The following is an 18,029-nucleotide window of genomic DNA, read 5'->3' as shown; positions in this document are numbered from 1 at the left end:
TTCGGAAGACCCTTTTTTTCAACCGACAACTTCCTTATACTGATTGAAAGACGGTGAAAGCATGACACCTTATGCCACACAAAAACTAGCAGAAGAAAAAGTGTTCAAAGATCCGGTCCACCGTTATATACATATTCGTGATCAAGTGATTTGGGATGTCATTGGTGCAAAAGAATTCCAACGACTTCGCCGCATTCGTCAGCTCGGGACGACGTATCTGGTGTTTCACGGAGCGGAACATAGCCGTTTTAGCCACTCGCTTGGGGTCTATGAGATTGTTCGTCGAATTATCGACAACAGCTTTGAAGGGCGCCCCGAATGGGATCAGTCGGAACGCTTAGTTGTCCTCTGTGCAGCGCTTTTGCATGACCTCGGACACGGGCCGTTTTCCCACGCATTCGAAAACGTATTTTCATTAGACCATGAAGACTTCACACAAGCTATCTTACTCGGCGACACTGAAGTGAATGCTATCTTGTCACGCGTTAGTACAGACTTCCCGCAAAAAGTAGCAGACGTCATCGCAAAGACGTATCCAAACAAACAAGTCGTCAGCTTGATTTCAAGTCAAATCGACGCCGACCGAATGGATTACTTGCAACGCGATGCCTACTTCACAGGGGTCAGCTACGGGCACTTTGATATGGAACGAATCTTACGTGTGATGCGCCCGCGCGAAGACCAAGTTGTCATCAAATCTAGTGGGATGCACGCGGTAGAGGATTACATCATGAGCCGCTACCAAATGTATTGGCAAGTCTATTTCCACCCGGTATCACGAAGTGCGGAAGTGATTTTGACAAAAGCCCTTCACCGTGCAAAAAAACTGAGTGAGGAAGGGTACACGTTTACACATGAACCTACACACTTCAAAAGTTTCTTTGACGGCACATTCACACTAGAAGACTATGTCGCACTCGATGAAAGTGTGTTACTGACCTATTTCCAATTGTGGACGAAGGAGCAGGACACGATTCTTGCGGACTTGTGTTCTCGTTTCATGTACCGCAAGTTGTTCCAGTATACCGAATTTGATCCCGCCAAAGACTTTATGAAAATGCGGGAGCTGGAATCCCTTTTCCGAGAAGCGGGTATCGACCCAGACTACTATTTAGTATTCGATTCGTCGTCTGACTTACCGTATGATTTTTACCGTCCAGGCGAAGAGGGCGAACGAATTCCAATCCATTTACTCATGCCATCTGGTGAAATAAAGGAACTGTCTCGCCAATCAGAAATTGTAGAAGCGGTCTCTGGCAAGAGGCGCTCCGATCATAAATTGTATTTTCCGGAAGAACGGCTGCGCGGTGATACGCCTGCAGAGCGACGTATCCGAGACGTATTAGGACTGAAGGAGGTGTAACCATGCTACGTGATCACGCAGCAATCGTGCGGTTTATCGAGCAGGCACATGGCATCACAGGCCGAAAAAAACTTCAAAAGATGATGTACATCGCAAAAAAGCTCGGCTATCCTGTGAACGAAAAATATGAATTCCATATGTATGGCCCGTATTCTGAGGAATTGACGGCGCGTATCGAAGAACTTTGCACAATGGGGTTCTTGGTGGAAGAAAAAGAAGACAAAGGGGCATATACACAATATGCGTACTCCACGACTTCTGAAAGCATGGACTTTATGGAACTGTCCCCTCCATTGGGCGACGCCTTTTCAACGTGTATTGGGGAAATGAAAGAAAAGTCCTCTCGTTTCTTGGAGCTTGTGGCAACTTTATTTTACTTCGATGATTTGGAGCAGCAGGCTCAGATCGATAAGGTACATATTGTCAAAGGGAAGTTGAATTTTTCAGACGAAGAGTTTGCAGAAGCGTTCAAGTTTATTGAGGATTTGAAGAAGAATAACTGTTAAATTTAGATGTGGAGCCGACTGTTCAGAAATTGTGCAAGATGACAGCGTGGGCCGTGAAGCGCTCTTGGCTTTATGGACCGCGATGGCATCTTGCGGGATTTCTAGGAGGCGCAACTCGATTCCACTTAGATGTGGAGAACACCGCTCTAGAAAACTACTTGTACTCAATCTCTGGCGATTGAAATAGAGAATGTATCTGGAGAGAGTGTTGCACTCAACTCAAGTTAGAATAAGTAATTCGATTCCTCGATTCCAAGTTTAGTGAAAACGAGTTGGAAGCAGTTCCCAAAAGGTACCTGGTACCCAAACAATTCCAACACAATTTATGAATATCGAGAATACAACGCAGGAATGCGGGTTTGCAGTGCATATTTGATGAATAATCTTGAATGTCTGAATTGTTTCTGGGACAGGTACCTAAAAAAAGACAGCAAATTCTCTTGTTCTAAAAGAATTTGCTGTCTTTTGTTGATTCTAGATTACTGGTCAGAAAGGCGTTTTCCTGCAACAGCGTAATGGTTCTTCGGCATTTCTTCGATGAACACGACAACTTTCTCAGCAGGTGCATCGACAGTTTCTGTCACTGCAGCAGTCACACGCTCAACTAAAGCTTTTTTCTGTTCTTCAGTGCGACCTTCTAACATTTTCACGGTAACGTATGGCATATTTCTTCCTCCTTTTGCGAAATGTTCTGTATACTAATAGCTATCGTACCATAGAGGAAGGAGCGAAGCGATATGCCAGATGAGCAAAAACCAAAACAAAAAATAGGCTTCACCATTATAAAAAACGACCCAACAGACGGCCACAAAGGCTACGGGATTGGTTCGTTATCACTTGAAAATGTTTCCCCCGTAATCGTCGATGTAGAAGAGGGGGTGGCCCGCGTTGAAATCGGAGCGATGCATGCACGCAGTGATACGGAGCGCGGGATCAAATTCACAACCAACCGAGAAGACTCAGCAGGCGGGAAACCGTACTGGCTCGTGTGGGTAACAATTGACCAGCTTCCAGAAGGCCCATATTATGCAGGAATGGCGTCGTGTGAAATGGTGATCAACCGTGAAAAGCGCCGTGGTTATAAGTTGTTAGCAGATCACGTGAACCGAATGGACAAATCGATGAAACGCAAATTTATGCTAGAAAATTTGGACGAACGGTCAAAAGATATTTTGCGTGATTTCTTAAAGTCTCACGATGAGCAGATGTGGGAAAGAAGTCCAGAAGAATTGAAACAGGCACTTGCAAGTTCTGACTAAACTGTGACAATTTCAAATCCGGTTGAATTTCGGCACTAAAGAAAGTAAAATGAGTTTAAAGCTTACGTAACTGTAATGCTAGGACACGACGCTCTTTTACCAGCTTGCATACCCGTACACGCTCGTAAAAGCAGGCGTCACGCCCCCGAATGGCCGGAAACCATTTGGGGGTTTTTTATGTTTAGATGTGGAGCCGACTGTTAAGAAATTGTGCGAGAAGACAGCGTGGGCCGTGAAGCGCTCTTGGCTTCATGGACCGCGATGGCTTCTTGCGGGATTTCTAGGAGGCGTAACTCGATTTCATTCACCATTCGGTGCCTGTCACCTTTTTCCAGTGGTTCCCAAAAGGTGACAGGCACCTCACGAAAACGCCATTGGAAGGTAAGGGGACATGTCGTCAAGTTCTATCCAATTCCGCCTTTCTTCACTGTAACGTGTCGTGACGGGCGTACCAAGGGAGTCCGTGTACGTGTTGGCAGAAGGGACCGCAAGTATCGGTGGGCCGAGCAGTTGCGCATAAAACCATAGGCAGCCGTATCCACCAAGCGCGATACCAAATAGGAACAACACGGCAAGAAGTCCTCGTCGAAACCAGGACTTTTGTTTCTTTCTTCGGCGTAGCTGCGCACGTTTCATAGACGTTTCCCTCCCTTTCCTCTAGTATGGAAAGGGAATGGACAGATTAAACGAAAAACAGTTGCACTTTTTGAAAAAACCTGTATAGTTTGTCTGTATTTTATTTTTTCAAGCTTGGAAGGAGATAGATAAATGAGCGGAAACTGGTATACAGAAAAGCAGACCGAAAACTTTGGAATTATGATGAAGATAAATAAAACGTTACACGTTGAACAGACGGAGTGGCAATTCTTAGAGATGGCGGAAACAGCAGAGTGGGGCAACATGTTGTTCCTAGATGGCATGGTCATGACGTCTCAAAAAGATGAGTTCGTTTATCACGAAATGGTGGCACACGTGCCATTGTTCACACACCCAAATCCTGAGAACGTATTGGTTGTCGGCGGTGGAGACGGTGGAGTAATCCGTGAAGTGATGAAGCACCCGAAAGTGAAAAAAGCAACGTTGGTTGATATAGATGGAAAAGTAATCGAATACTCAAAGAAATACCTTCCGGAAATTGCTGGGGAACTTGATAACCCACGCGTCGAGGTCATCGTTGGTGACGGCTTCATGCACATCGCAAAATCGGAAAATGAATATGATGTGATCATGGTCGATTCAACAGAGCCGATGGGACCTGCAGTTGACCTGTTCACAAAAGGTTTCTATGCTGGAATCCACAAAGCCTTGAAAGAAGACGGTTTGTTCGTGGCACAGTCCGACAACCCTTGGTTCAAAGCGGACTTAATCAAGCAAGTGCAAAGCGACGTGAAGGAAATCTTCCCAATCACAAAGCTCTACACGGCAAATATTCCGACGTACCCATCAGGTCTTTGGTGCTTCACAATCGGATCGAAGAAACATGATCCATTGAACGTGCCGGCGGAGCAATTCCACGACATCGACACGAAGTACTATACGAAAGAGCTTCACACTGCAGCGTTCGTCCTACCAAAATTCGTGAAGGATTTAGCAGGTGAGTAAGATGAGATTTGATGAAGCATATAGTGGCAACGTTTTTATTAAAAGCAAACAAGACTACGAGAACGCGCAAGCCGTAATTTACGGAATGCCTATGGACTGGACAGTTAGTTACCGTCCAGGTTCTCGTTTTGGCCCACAGCGTATTCGCGAAGTGTCAATCGGTCTTGAAGAATACAGCCCGTACCTCGACCGCGAGCTAGATGACGTAAACTACTTTGACGCAGGCGATATCCCACTTCCATTCGGAAATGCGGAGAAGAGCCTTGAGTTGATCGGTGGCTTCATTCGTCAACTACTCCAAGACGGCAAAGTCCCAGTCGGAATGGGCGGGGAACACTTAGTATCGTGGCCGGTCATGAAAGAAGTCGCAGCGGTTCACAAAGACCTTGCAATCATTCATATGGACGCGCACACAGATTTACGTGTGGACTATGAGGGAGAGCCTCTTTCTCACTCGACACCAATTCGTAAAATCGCTGAACATATCGGGCCGCACAACGTCTATTCATTCGGAATCCGTTCTGGAATGAAAGAAGAGTTCGAGTGGGCAAAAGCGAACGGTATGGAAATTGCAAAGTTTGAAGTATTGGAACCACTGAAAAAAGTGTTACCAAAACTTGAAGGTCGCCCGGTATACGTGACGATCGATATCGATGTCTTAGACCCAGCGCATGCACCGGGAACGGGCACAGTAGACTGCGGTGGTATCACGAGCCGCGAGCTACTTGCTTCGATCCACGCAATCGCAAACTCTGGCGTCAACGTGGTCGGCTTTGATTTAGTTGAAGTGGCACCAATCTATGATTCATCGGAGCAAACAGCAAACACGGCTTCAAAATTGATTCGTGAGATGTTGCTTGGGTGGATAAAAGAGTAAGAGTTCAAAACACGGAAGTCGAGGTATTCTCGATTTCCGTGTTTTTTCGTGAGATCACCGCTTTAAAAAATCAATCGTAATTGGAAATAGTTCCTAAAAGGTACCTGGTACACACACAACTTCAACACAATTTATTTTTATACATTTTTTAACTTGATAGTGCGAGTTTGCGCTGCATGAATGGTGAATAATCATGAATGTCAGAATTGTTTGTGGGACAGGTACCTAAAAAAGCGTGAAACTCTCCCAGGAAATAGCGTTCTGGCTGTAGGACTCCCCAAACAACACTCCCACCTTCACAATCTCCCCAATCTCCCGTATACTAAAAAGGTTATAGAAATAACCAAATACCGAAAAGAGGGCTTGAGAATGACCGAACAGGCAGGGATTCCGATTCAGCTGAAGATTGTGTCGACCTTCAAGCATCCCGGAACAAAAATGACCCAGGAATACCACCGGGCAACTGGCTCGATGTATTACAAACAACAAAAACGCTTCTTACGGTTTGAAGAAGTGACAGAAGAAATCACCCAAACCCTCGTTAAATTTGAAGGGTCCGGTGGCTACATCCGACGGCGAGGCGTCGCGGATATGCGAATTGAGTTCGAACTTGGACAAAAAACAAAAGGGCACTATACAATGCACGGTCATACGATGCCGCTGGAAGTATTCACGAGTCGAATCATCCATACAGAAGGCCACGACCGCATTGAATATTCTCTTTATCAAGACAGTGAAAAAATGGGCGATTACACAATCGACTATCATTATACGGAGGTAACCGAATGAATGCAGTAGAACAACTTCAACAATCCATTAAAGACGCTCTTCAAAAAGCAGTCGACGCGACAGGTCTAGCAGGCGACCAGTCGGTTTCGATCCACTTAGAGGCCCCTCGTGACAAAGCAAACGGGGATTACGCGACAAACGTTGCTATGCAACTCACAAAAATCGCGAAGCAAAACCCGCGTGCTATTGCTGAACAGATTTTAGAGAAACTTGAAACAGAAGGAACATCGATTGAATCTGTTGAAATCGCGGGACCTGGTTTCCTAAACATCCGTACAAAAAAAGACTACCTGCAACAAGTCATCAACACAGCTTTTACAGCGGGTACGGCATTCGGTCGCTCAGACACTGGGGAAGGCGAAAAAGTACAAGTCGAGTTTGTCTCTGCGAACCCAACAGGCGACTTGCACCTCGGCCACGCGCGCGGAGCTTCTGTAGGAGACTCACTGTGTAACGTTCTTGATTTCGCAGGCTATGACGTGAGTCGTGAATATTACATCAACGACGCTGGAAACCAAATTCACAATTTGGCGCTTTCGTTAGAAGCACGCTACTTCCAAGCGCTCGGGCAAGACCGGGACATGCCGGAAGACGGTTACCATGGACAAGATATTAAAGACATTGCGGGGGAACTTGCAGCAAACGACGGGGACAAATACGCATCTCTATCGGACGAAGAGCGCTATGAATTCTTCCGTAGCTACGGGTTACAAAAAGAACTTGAGAAATTGCAACAAGATCTAGCAGACTTCCGCGTGAACTTCGACGAGTGGTTCTCGGAGTCTTCACTTTATAAAAACGGCAAAATTGACGTGGCACTGGACAAGCTTCGTGCGAACGGCCATATCTACGAAGAAGAAGGCGCGACCTGGTTCCGCTCGACAACATTTGGCGATGACAAAGACCGCGTACTGATCAAACAAGACGGCAGCTACACATACTTGACGCCAGACCTTGCGTACCACGAAGACAAGATCAACCGTGGTTTTGAAAAGCTGATCAACATCTGGGGTGCAGACCACCACGGCTATATTCCACGTATGAAAGCAGCCATTCAAGCGCTCGGCTATGACCGCGACACGTTAGAAGTCAGCGTCATTCAAATGGTGCAATTGTATAAAGACGGCGAGAAGATGAAGATGAGCAAACGTACAGGGAAAGCTGTGACGATGCGTGAACTAGTAGAAGAAGTTGGGCTCGATGCAGTGCGTTACTTCTTCGGTATGCGTTCAGGCGATTCACACATGGACTTTGACCTTGACCTGGCTGTTTCTCAGTCGAATGAAAATCCTGTCTATTACGCACAGTATGCACATGCGCGTATCTGTTCGATCTTGCGTGCAGCAGAAGAGCACCAAATGGCCCCATCCGTTGAAAACTTGTCCTTGTTAACGGACGAAAAAGAGATTGACTTGATGAAAAAAGTGGGAGACTTCCCACAAGTGGTGGCAGATGCAGCGAAGCTTCGTGCACCGCACCGCGTGGCAACGTACATTCAAGAACTAGCTGCACAGTTCCATAGCTTCTACAATGCCAACAAAGTATTGGACCCAGAAGCAAAAGACTTGTCACAAGCACGCCTTGCACTGATTTCGGCTACGCGCCAAACGATTGAAAATGCACTGAAATTATTAGGGGTTTCCGCTCCAGAGAAAATGTAGTACGCTAGACACAACACAACAAGGTGCTCAAGTAACGGATTGCTTGAGGTAAAAGGGAAGCTGGTGAAAGTCCAGCGCGGTCCCGCCACTGTAAGCGACATCAGTCGTAAGCCAGGAAACCTGCCTTGTTGAATGCGCCGTGAACCTACGAGGATGGGTTGGTGTAAGTCGACTATGCCTTTTTGCATGCTCTAGCCGATTTATACCTATTTTCACCCGTCTTTCCGTAGAGGAAGGCGGGTTTTTTACATACACAGAAAAGGGGAAAGACAATGAAAAAATGGGTAGGTTCACTTTTAGCAGCCACTTTACTACTAGGGGCATGTACAAACGAAGAAGCAACTGAAACTCCGGAGACGTCAACAACTCCGGAAACAGAAGATACAGCATTTCCACTCACAGTTACTGATGCAGTGGGCAATGAAATTACCTTGGAAGAAGCACCAGACGCTATCATCTCGATGATTCCGAGTAATACGGAAATCTTATTCGCCTTAGGATTAGATGAAGAAGTCGTAGGGGTCACAGATTACGATAACTACCCAGAAGCGGCAACGACGAAAGAAAAGATCGGCTCATTTGAATTTAACATCGAAGTGATGACCGCTCTCCAACCCGACCTCATCCTTGCACATGAATCGAGCTGGTCGTCAGCAGAGGCAGGCTTGCAACCACTGATCGACTCAGGTGTACAAGTATTTGTCGTTGACAATGCAATGAGTTTTGATGAAACGTACGAGACCATTCTCGACATCGGAGAAGTGACGGGGAAATCAGAAGAAGCTGATCAAGTCGTTGCAGATATGAAAGCGCAAGTAGAAGAAGTAGCGAGTAAATTAGAAGCGGTTGAAACACCGAAAAAAGTTTTCTTGGAAGCATCGGGGGACCCTGAAATCTACACAGCAGGCCAAGGTACATTGAATCAAGAACTACTAGAACTTATCAATGCAGAAAATGTTGTAGCGGACCAAGAAGGCTGGCTGATGATGAACTCAGAAGAAATCATCTCACGCAACCCAGATGTCATCGTCTTGACGTATAACTACATGGAAAATGCCGTGGATGCTGTGAAAGCACGACCTGGATTTGATCAAGTGACAGCAGTGCAGCAAGATGCTGTCATAGAAGTGAATGAAGATATTACAACGCGTCCGGGACCGCGTCTTGCACTGGCTCTTGAAGAGCTTGCAAAGGCTGTCTACCCGGAAATTATGAATGACTAGAAGACCTCTTGGCTGGATTGTATCGATCTTGCTGTTAGTCGCTTCAATCTGGCTCGGTGTCTCGATTGGTGCCGTCCAGATTCCAGTATCCACTTTATGGGGAGGGAGCGAGGATGCAACCGCCTCAACGATTGTCTGGAATATCCGGATGCCGCGTGTGTTTCTCGCAGCCCTTGTCGGAGCTAGCTTAGCAGTGGCTGGAGCTGCATTCCAGGCATTATTGAAAAATCCACTTGCTGACCCGTACACACTCGGTGTCTCTTCCGGCGCGTCAGTCGGAGCCGTGGCAACCATCTTTTTTGGATTGTCCTTACCTTTTTTCGGAATGTTCACATTACCGCTACTCAGTATGGTCGGAGCGGTTGTCACACTCATCGTCGTGGTTTCATTCGCCCGCATGATTGACCGCTCACTGCGGATGGAAACTATCATTTTGACAGGGATTATTACGAGTTCCTTTTTCGGTGCCATGATTTCGCTCATGATCGCTCTAACTGGCGAAGAATTGCGTCAAATTATTGGCTGGCTACTTGGGAGTGTCGCTATGCGAACATGGACACACGTGCAAATGATTGTACCGTTCGTGGCGATTGCGGGTACATGGCTTTTGTTCCGAGTGCGGGATTTGAATGCTCTACAACTTGGTGAAGACCGCGCGCATCATTTAGGGGTCAATGTCGCGCGCGTGAAAAAAGAAGTCCTCGTTGCAGGTTCCATGTTGACTGGGGCAGCGGTAGCAGTTTCGGGAACGATTGGATTTGTCGGTCTGGTCGTGCCGCACATGGTCCGGCAATTATTCGGTGCTGACAACCGGCACGTGTTGCCACTCAGTATGATTAACGGCGCATCCTTGCTCATTTTATGTGACTTGGTGGCACGCACGATTATCGAGCCGACCGAGCTGCCAATTGGTGTCATGACCGCATTCATAGGGGCACCTGTATTTGCGTGGATTTTCTTCCGCCAGCGACGAAAGGGCGTGAACTAGATGTTACGAGTCGAAAAGATTTCCGGTGGTTACGCCCATCCTATTGTCCATGATGTCTCGTTCACAGTAAAACCTGGGGAAATCTTAGGGATTCTCGGTCCGAACGGAAGTGGGAAGTCGACACTTTTGAAGCTTGTCAGTGGACTGCTCTCTGCATCCTCTGGGAAAGTCTCTATCGAAGACAAGCCAATGACATCTTATAAACCAAAAGAACTCGCACGCAAGATGGCCGTGCTTCCGCAATTGCCGCCCCAAAGTTTTGGGATGACTGTAAAAGAAGCGGTGTCGCTTGGACGCTACCCGCATCAACAAGGGTTGTTCTCAAGCTGGAAGACAGCGGATGAGGAAGCTGTCATGGAGGCCATGCAGATTACCCAAGTTGTACCGTATGCGTATCAAGAAATTACGACATTATCGGGTGGGGAGCAGCAACGAGTATTTGTCGCACAAGCACTTGCCCAGCAAGCGAATCTTCTTCTTCTCGATGAGCCGACGAATCACCTAGATATCGCACACCAAAAACAATTGCTTGATACGTTAAAAATGCATGTACAAACGCAAAATACAGCCGTCGTCAGTGTATTCCACGATATCAACCTGGCTTCTCTTTATTGTGATCATTTGTTGCTACTGGAAAAAGGCCGCGTGTCCGCCTACGGAGAGCCACATGAAGTTGTAGAAAAAGCGACACTCGAAACGGTCTATGAGACACGTCTAGATGTCGCGGCGCACCCGGTTGAACCTAAGCCGCAGATGACTTTATTGCCAAGTGAAGTGGAAGGCTCAATTTCCTGGGTTCGTGCCACGGACGTGCTCGTGACCGAAAACGCCATTGTGCTTCACAAGGAGCGTCCACTTCGGGTAGTGTCCTCAGCAGTTTTGAATCCGGGTTTTGGCTGGTACCGCACAATCGTGAATCGGCAAGTACCACAGACATACAACGTCAATGATGTCGAACAGGAAGTGAAGCAGTTTGCGCGGATGCGTCATTGGATTCCAACAGAGACCGTCATGCAACTCACAGCAGTAGATGTAAGCGGAGCAGCTATCAAAGAGTATGAAGCGTCATTTGGATCACTCATCATCATGGTCACCGCGGGCATCGGAAACGCTCTCGATGTGTCACGGGCACATGAAGTGCAGTCTCTACCAGCCATTGGTACAATCAATACATGGATCCTCGTGAACGGAAACTTGTCTGATGAAGCGTTTATTGAAGCGATGATGACAGCCACAGAAGCGAAGACGAAAGCTCTTGCGGAAGAACAAGTCTTGGATAAACGCACTGGGACGTTAGCGACGGGTACGCCAACAGATAGTCTTGTGGTCGCAGCCACCCAACAAGGAGAGAACTTACCTTACGGCGGCCCAATCACGGAACTCGGAAAGTTAATCGGAAAAGGCGTCGTCGACTGTACGCGCCAAGCGATTCGTTCTTACAAGCAGGTACAAGGGGAGGAAAACTAAATGAAGATTTACACGAAAACAGGGGACAAAGGGCAAACCAGTTTAATTGGTGCGCGCGCAGATAAAGACGATCTACGAATTGAAACGTACGGCACGATCGATGAAGCCAATTCTTTTATCGGCAAAGCTGTTACGGAACTTAATGCGGAATTATTCAAGGACATTCTTGAAGATTTAGAAGCTATCCAACACGAACTTTTTGATTGTGGTGGTGATTTAGCCGTTGTAACAAAAGTCCGGAATTATAAATTGACAGAAGAACCAATCGAAGTTTTAGAAAAGCGTATCGACCAGTTGATGGAGGAAGGGCCGGCACTCGAACGGTTCATCTTACCAGGTGGAACTTCTGCTGCAGCGACTTTACACATCGCGCGAACAGTTGCGCGCCGTGCAGAACGTCAAATGGTGAGTTTGATGAAACAACAGGAGGATGTTCCTGTCATCGTTCAGCGCTATTTGAACCGGTTGTCGGATTATTTGTTCGCGGCAGCACGCGTGGTCAATGCCCGCAGTGGAGTCCGCGACGTAGAGTACATCCGCGGCGCAAAAGTGTTTCACACAGAAAAAGAATAGTGTTCCAATCCCCTGATCAGCTTTTGTTGGTCAGGGGATTTTTAGATGAGGAAAAAAACCTTGACTGAATGCTCATTCATTTTTATACTGAAACAAACACTTTCTTTCTTCGAATAGCGTTGTTATGCTTACAAGTAAGATCGAATGTCATCCTAGAGGGGGAGAAGAAATTGAGTCCGTTATTAATCGCAAACTGGGTTCTATTCATCGCTGTAACTGGCTATGCCATTTACTTATTCGCGTACCTGCTCAAGACACGTTACCAATTCATCAAACTCGGGAAAAAAGTCGAGTTCGAAGATAATGTCAAAGAGCGTATGCGCAAGATTTGGGTGTATGTATTTGGACAAAAGAAACTATTGAAGGATAAGAAAAGTGGTGCAATCCACGTCATGTTCTTCTACGGGTTTTTACTCGTTCAATTAGGCGCAATTGATTTTATTTGGAAAGGTTTGAAACCGGATTCACACTTGCCACTTGGGCCTTTGTATCCTGCTTTCACTTTCTTCACAGAGATTGTCACACTCGTCATTTTAATTGCTGTCGTGTGGGCATTCTACCGTCGTTACGTTGAAAAGCTAGCTCGTCTAAAACGTGGCTGGAAGAGTGGACTAGTCCTCATCTTCATCGGGGGTCTAATGGTTTCTGTATTGATCGGAAACGGTATGAACATGATTTGGCACGACCATGCGGGGACATGGACAGAGCCAGTCGCTTCATCCATCGCAGCGGTATTTGGCTTCTTGCCACCAACAGCGGCTGCAGTCGTATTCTTCATTATGTGGTGGGCACACTTACTATTCCTACTCACATTCCTAGTGTACGTTCCGCAATCAAAGCACTTCCACTTGATCACAGGACCAGCAAACGTCTATTACCACCGTTTAGACAATGTTGGACGCCTAAAACCGATTGACTTTGATTTGGAAGAAGATGAAGACAACCCGGACGCGGAAGAAGAAATGCCATCGTTTGGTGTGGGCCGCATCCAAGACTTTACGCAAGCACAGATGATCGACTTCTACGCATGTGTAGAATGTGGACGCTGTACAAACATGTGTCCAGCTTCAGGGACAGGGAAAATGTTGTCACCGATGGATCTGATTACAAAACTTCGTGATCACTTAACATTCACGGGAGCTGTTGAGACACAACAAAAGCCATGGGTGCCAGCACTGGCGTTCAGCGGGACTAAAGGAAACCAGTTGGCTATGGCAGCTGGTGCACAAGGTGCTGTTATTGAAGACATCTACAGCCCATCATTGATCGGAGATGTCATCACAGAAGAAGAAATTTGGGCATGTACAACGTGCCGTAACTGTGAAGACCAATGTCCTGTAATGAATGAGCACGTTGATAAAATTATCGACCTTCGCCGTTATCTTGTCATGACGGAAGGAAAAATGGACAAAGACGCTCAGCGCGCGATGACAAACATCGAAAAGCAAGGGAATCCATGGGGACTAAACCGTAAAGAAAAAGAAAACTGGCGTGACGCACGTCCGGACATCGCCATCCCTACTGTGAAAGAAGCAGACAAATCAGGAGAAGGATTCGAGTACTTGTTCTGGGTTGGTGCAATGGGATCGTTCGATAGCCGTTCACAAAAAATCGCTCTAGCTTTCGCACACTTGATGAACGAGGCAGGCGTGAAATTCGCTATCTTAGGAAATAAAGAGAAAAACTCTGGAGACACACCACGTCGTCTCGGAAATGAATTCTTATTCCAAGAGCTTGCACAAGCAAACATCAAAGAATTCGAAAAAGCGGGCGTTACAAAAATTGTGACGATTGATCCGCATGCATACAATATCTTTAAAAACGAATACAGTGATTTCGGTTGGTCGGGAGAAGTCCTTCACCATACAGAAATGTTGTATGACCTTGTGAATCAGGGACGCTTGAAGCCTACACACGCTGTAAACGAGACCATCACGTTCCACGATTCGTGTTACTTAGGCCGTTACAATGATGTCTACGATCCACCACGTGAAATTCTAAAAGCCATTCCTGGTGTCAAGCTTGTCGAGATGGAACGTAACCGCGAGACAGGCATGTGCTGTGGAGCGGGTGGCGGTATGATGTGGATGGAAGAACACGTTGGAAACCGTGTCAATGTAGCACGTACGGAACAAGCATTAGCAGTAAACCCATCTGTGATCTCATCTGGATGTCCATACTGCTTGACAATGTTGTCCGATGGAACGAAAGCAAAAGAAGTAGAAGAGTCAGTCGGTACGTATGATGTGGCGGAACTTCTTGAGCTAGCTGTATTTGGGGAAATGCAACCACCCACGACTGAAGAAGAAGTAGAACCAATCCTTCAGTAGTAAGTATTGCAATTCATCAGATAATTCGTTAAACTAAACGTAAGTGAAGGGAGTGTGGAATGCACTCCCTTTCTTTACGGGACTAAACTGAGCGAGCGCTCGATAGCCTATATTTTTTCTACCTTATGAAAGCGATTACAACAAAACTTTTCAATAAAAGGAGTTACGCAAATGACAAAGACAGTTATCCTTTCAGGAGCACGTACGGCATTTGGTAAATTTGGTGGAGCACTTAGCCCACTTTCCGCATCAGATCTCGGGGGACACGCAATTCAAGCAGCCTTAGAACGCGCTGGAGTTACACCTGAGCAAGTCGATGAAGTGATCATGGGAACAGTTCTGCAAGCAGGTCAAGGACAGATTCCTTCTCGTCAAGCAGCGAACAAAGCTGGGATTCCGTGGAGCGTCAAAACAGAAACCATCAACAAAGTATGTGCATCTGGTATGCGCAGCATTTCACTCGGTGACCAGTTGATCCGACTTGGAGAAGAGCATATCATCGTTGCAGGCGGGATGGAGTCGATGTCTAACGCACCGTACTACCTTCCAAAAGCACGCGAAGGATTCCGTATGGGGAATGCGCAAGTAGTAGACGGCATGGTGTATGACGGATTGTCCTGTGCTTTCCATCCGAAAAATGTGCATATGGGAACGTACGGAAACTCAACAGCGGATTCATTTGAAATCAGCCGCGAGGAGCAAGACAAATGGGCAGCACGCTCACATGACTTAGCACTCAAAGCAATTGAGTCTGGTCGTTTTGAAGAGGAAATTACACCGATTGAGATCCCACAACGCAAGGGAGACCCAATCACGGTGGCAACAGACGAGGCACCTCGTAAAGGCACGACAGTAGAAGGGCTCGCGAACTTGAAACCGGTGTTTGGAAAAGAAGGAACTATTACAGCAGGAAACGCACCAGGTGTGAACGACGGAGCCTGTGCAGTCGTACTGACTTCTGAACAAAAAGCACAAGAACTAGGCGCAACACCGCTTGGCTATATCGTCGGACATGCAGAAGTGGGAGTGGCACCAGAAGACTTCCCGCAAACACCAGGACTAGTTATCAACACACTTCTTGAAAAATATAACAAATCGATTGAAGAAATCGACTTGATTGAAATCAACGAAGCATTCGCAGCGGTTGCACTTGTCAGCAATCAGATCGCTGGCCTGGATGCAGAGAAAGTAAACGTGAACGGCGGAGCGGTTGCTCTCGGTCACCCGATCGGCGCATCAGGAGCACGTATTGTTTACACAGTAGCACTTGAACTTCAAAAGCGTGGCGGAGGACTTGGTATCGCAGCCATCTGTTCAGGCGGCGGTCAAGGGGATGCAATTCTAATCGAAGTACCAAAACAAGCGTAAGAGAGGCGGATAGAGATGGCTATTCAAAAGGTATTAGTAATTGGCGCAGGCCAAATGGGGTCAGGAATCGCGCAAGTTTGTGCGCAAGCAGGTTTTGATGTGAAACTAAATGACCGTGCTGAAGAATTCTTCGAACGCGGCTTAGCAGGCATTACAAAAAACTTAGCACGTGATGTGGAAAAAGGACGCAAGACAGAAGACGAAAAAACGGCCATCCTTGGACGCATCACAAAGTCTTTAGATATCAACGACGCACGAGACGTAGATATCGTCATCGAAGCAGCAGTGGAAAACATGGAAATCAAGCAACAAATCTTCAAACAGCTTGATGAAATCACACCGAAACATGCGATTTTGGCGACAAACACATCGTCTCTTCCAATCACGGAAATCGCAGCGGTCACAAACCGACCGGAACAAGTAATCGGTATGCACTTCATGAACCCGGTACCTGTTATGAAGCTAGTCGAAATCATTCGCGGACTTGCGACTTCAGATGACGTATACACAGAAATCGAAGATATGACGAAAAAATTGAGCAAAGTGCCTGTCGAAGTGAACGACTTCCCAGGATTCGTTTCAAACCGCATTCTAATGCCGATGATCAACGAAGCCATCTACACATTGTACGAGGGCGTTGCAACAAAAGAAGCCATTGATGACGTCATGAAGCTTGGAATGAACCACCCGATGGGACCGCTGCAACTTGCAGACTTCATAGGTCTTGATACATGCCTCTACATCATGGAAATCCTACACGACGGCTTCGGCGACAGCAAATACCGCCCTTGTCCACTACTTCGCAAATATGTGAAGGCTGGTTGGCTCGGCAAGAAATCTGGTCGCGGATTCTACGTCTACGAATAAGGAGCGTTTAGTATGGAACTACGTTTTACTGAAGAACAAACAATGATGCGCAATATGGTCCGTGAATTCGCCAAAGAAAAAATCGCTCCGTTTATTGAGCACATGGAAGCTGGGGAATTCCCACGCGACATTATCAAAGAGATGGGCGAGCTTGGGTTGATGGGCATCACGATTCCGGAAGAGTACGGCGGTGCAGGAATGGATTTCATGAGCTACATCATCGCCATCCATGAGTTGTCGAAAGTTTCGGCGACAGTCGGTGTTATCTTGTCCGTGCATACGTCGGTTGGCACAAATCCAATCTTATACTTCGGAACTGAAGAACAAAAACAAAACTATGTACCGAAGCTAGCAAGTGGAGAGTACCTCGGGGCATTCTGTTTAACAGAACCGGCTGCTGGTAGTGATGCAGGCTCTTTAAAAACACGTGCAGTCAAAAAAGAGGATCATTACGTGCTGAACGGCTCGAAAGTGTTCATTACAAATGGCGGAGAAGCAGACGTATACATTGTGTTCGCAAACACAGATCCAGAAAAAGGCTCTCGCGGGATCTCGGCATTTATCGTGGAGAAAGACACGCCAGGCTTTATCGTCGGAAAAGACGAGCACAAAATGGGCTTACACGGTTCACGCACAGTCGAATTAACATTTGAAGATATGAAAGTACCTGCTGCCAACTTGCTAGGGCAAGAAGGGGAAGGCTTTAAAATCGCGATGGCGAACTTAGATGTAGGACGTATCGGAATTGCAGCACAAGCACTTGGAATTGCTGAAGCAGCACTTGACGAGGCAGTCGCATACTCCAAAGAACGCAAGCAGTTCGGGAAACCGATTGCTGTCAACCAAGGTATCGGCTTTAAACTTGCAGACATGGCAACTGCCGTTGAAGCGTCTCGCTTACTTGTCTACAGCGCAGCAAACTTGCGCCAGCTCGGCAAACCATGCGGACAAGAAGCGTCTATGGCAAAACTATTTGCTTCCAAAACAGCAGTGGACGTTTCGATTGAAGCAGTTCAAGTGTTTGGTGGCTACGGCTATACAGAAGAATATCCAGTGGAGCGCTTGTTCCGCGATGCAAAAATTACAGAAATCTACGAAGGTACGTCTGAAATTCAGCGCCTCGTAATCGGCAAACACCTTACAAACTAAAAAAGGC

The 18,029-nt window shown here is 46.8% G+C and carries 17 protein-coding genes and 1 riboswitch; of the genes, 15 read left to right on the top strand and 2 right to left on the bottom strand.

The window, feature by feature from the left end; translation table 11 throughout:
* Window positions 1–61: 61 nt before the first annotated feature.
* Both AB5N96_RS09380 and AB5N96_RS09375 read left to right on the top strand, forming a co-directional pair.
* Window positions 62–1,363: an HD domain-containing protein gene (locus tag AB5N96_RS09380; protein ID WP_499705361.1), complete on the top strand. Its 1,302-nt coding sequence runs from the start codon at window positions 62–64 to the stop codon at window positions 1,361–1,363.
* Between the two features lie 2 nt (window positions 1,364–1,365).
* Window positions 1,366–1,869: a YwgA family protein gene (locus AB5N96_RS09375; protein ID WP_204589823.1), complete on the top strand. Its 504-nt coding sequence runs from the start codon at window positions 1,366–1,368 to the stop codon at window positions 1,867–1,869.
* Between the two features lie 479 nt (window positions 1,870–2,348).
* On the opposite strand, the gene thmT is transcribed toward AB5N96_RS09375, so the two are convergent.
* Window positions 2,349–2,534, bottom strand: a complete 186-nt coding sequence (gene thmT / locus AB5N96_RS09370; RefSeq protein WP_204589822.1) for a 2-hydroxymuconate tautomerase — start codon at window positions 2,532–2,534, stop codon at window positions 2,349–2,351.
* A 72-nt stretch (window positions 2,535–2,606) separates the two neighbouring features.
* Here thmT and AB5N96_RS09365 point away from each other — a divergent pair, with 72 nt between their 5' ends.
* Complete coding sequence (locus tag AB5N96_RS09365; RefSeq protein ID WP_204589821.1) at window positions 2,607–3,128, top strand: YwhD family protein; 522 nt, start codon at window positions 2,607–2,609, stop codon at window positions 3,126–3,128.
* 360 nt (window positions 3,129–3,488) lie between these two features.
* Here AB5N96_RS09365 and AB5N96_RS09360 read toward each other — a convergent pair whose 3' ends face one another.
* Window positions 3,489–3,764 carry a hypothetical protein gene (locus AB5N96_RS09360; RefSeq protein WP_499705360.1) on the bottom strand — a complete coding sequence of 92 codons (276 nt, stop codon included), beginning with the start codon at window positions 3,762–3,764 and terminating at the stop codon, window positions 3,489–3,491.
* Window positions 3,765–3,896: 132 nt separating this feature from the next.
* On the opposite strand from AB5N96_RS09360, the gene speE reads away from it, so the two are divergent.
* The 12 genes from speE (at window position 3,897) to AB5N96_RS09300 (ending at window position 18,022) form a co-directional block, all read left to right on the top strand.
* Window positions 3,897–4,730, top strand: coding sequence for a polyamine aminopropyltransferase (speE, locus tag AB5N96_RS09355; protein WP_499705359.1), 834 nt, complete (start codon window positions 3,897–3,899; stop codon window positions 4,728–4,730).
* 1 nt (window position 4,731) lies between these two features.
* Window positions 4,732–5,607: an agmatinase gene (gene speB, locus AB5N96_RS09350; RefSeq protein WP_392454714.1), complete on the top strand. Its 876-nt coding sequence runs from the start codon at window positions 4,732–4,734 to the stop codon at window positions 5,605–5,607.
* Window positions 5,608–5,976: 369 nt separating this feature from the next.
* The gene (locus AB5N96_RS09345; protein WP_204589817.1) at window positions 5,977–6,396 is read left to right on the top strand and encodes a YwiB family protein; all 420 of its coding nucleotides are present in this window, start codon (window positions 5,977–5,979) and stop codon (window positions 6,394–6,396) included.
* On the top strand, window positions 6,393–8,057 hold the full coding sequence (gene argS, locus AB5N96_RS09340) for an arginine--tRNA ligase (RefSeq protein ID WP_204589816.1): 1,665 nt from the start codon (window positions 6,393–6,395) through the stop codon (window positions 8,055–8,057). The genes AB5N96_RS09345 and argS overlap by 4 nt, the downstream gene beginning before the upstream one ends.
* A 4-nt stretch (window positions 8,058–8,061) precedes the next feature.
* Window positions 8,062–8,199: riboswitch (cobalamin riboswitch) on the top strand.
* Window positions 8,200–8,329: 130 nt separating this feature from the next.
* A complete protein-coding gene (locus tag AB5N96_RS09335; RefSeq protein ID WP_499705358.1) occupies window positions 8,330–9,280 on the top strand; it encodes an ABC transporter substrate-binding protein in 951 nt (316 codons plus the stop codon).
* On the top strand, window positions 9,273–10,268 hold the full coding sequence (locus AB5N96_RS09330) for a FecCD family ABC transporter permease (protein WP_499705357.1): 996 nt from the start codon (window positions 9,273–9,275) through the stop codon (window positions 10,266–10,268). Before AB5N96_RS09335 ends, AB5N96_RS09330 begins: the two co-directional genes overlap by 8 nt.
* Entirely contained in the window at window positions 10,269–11,735 is a 1,467-nt protein-coding gene (locus AB5N96_RS09325) for an adenosylcobinamide amidohydrolase (protein ID WP_499705356.1), read from the top strand.
* A complete protein-coding gene (locus tag AB5N96_RS09320) occupies window positions 11,736–12,308 on the top strand; it encodes a cob(I)yrinic acid a,c-diamide adenosyltransferase (RefSeq protein WP_499705355.1) in 573 nt (190 codons plus the stop codon). It begins immediately after the preceding gene.
* 170 nt (window positions 12,309–12,478) lie between these two features.
* Window positions 12,479–14,638 (top strand): (Fe-S)-binding protein, encoded by a 2,160-nt coding sequence (locus AB5N96_RS09315; RefSeq protein ID WP_499705354.1) that lies wholly within the window; start codon window positions 12,479–12,481, stop codon window positions 14,636–14,638.
* Between the two features lie 171 nt (window positions 14,639–14,809).
* On the top strand, window positions 14,810–16,006 hold the full coding sequence (locus AB5N96_RS09310) for an acetyl-CoA C-acetyltransferase (protein WP_392454708.1): 1,197 nt from the start codon (window positions 14,810–14,812) through the stop codon (window positions 16,004–16,006).
* 15 nt (window positions 16,007–16,021) lie between these two features.
* Window positions 16,022–16,873 carry a 3-hydroxybutyryl-CoA dehydrogenase gene (locus AB5N96_RS09305; RefSeq protein ID WP_204589809.1) on the top strand — a complete coding sequence of 284 codons (852 nt, stop codon included), beginning with the start codon at window positions 16,022–16,024 and terminating at the stop codon, window positions 16,871–16,873.
* Window positions 16,874–16,885: 12 nt separating this feature from the next.
* Entirely contained in the window at window positions 16,886–18,022 is a 1,137-nt protein-coding gene (locus tag AB5N96_RS09300) for an acyl-CoA dehydrogenase (RefSeq protein ID WP_204589808.1), read from the top strand.
* The last annotated feature ends 7 nt before the right edge of the window (window positions 18,023–18,029 follow it).

It is taken from the genome of Chryseomicrobium imtechense, assembly GCF_041475995.1.
Classification (GTDB): domain Bacteria; phylum Bacillota; class Bacilli; order Bacillales_A; family Planococcaceae; genus Chryseomicrobium; species Chryseomicrobium aureum.
The sequence above is the reverse complement of the archived record's forward strand: the minus strand, read 5'-3'. Positions and strand labels throughout refer to the sequence as shown.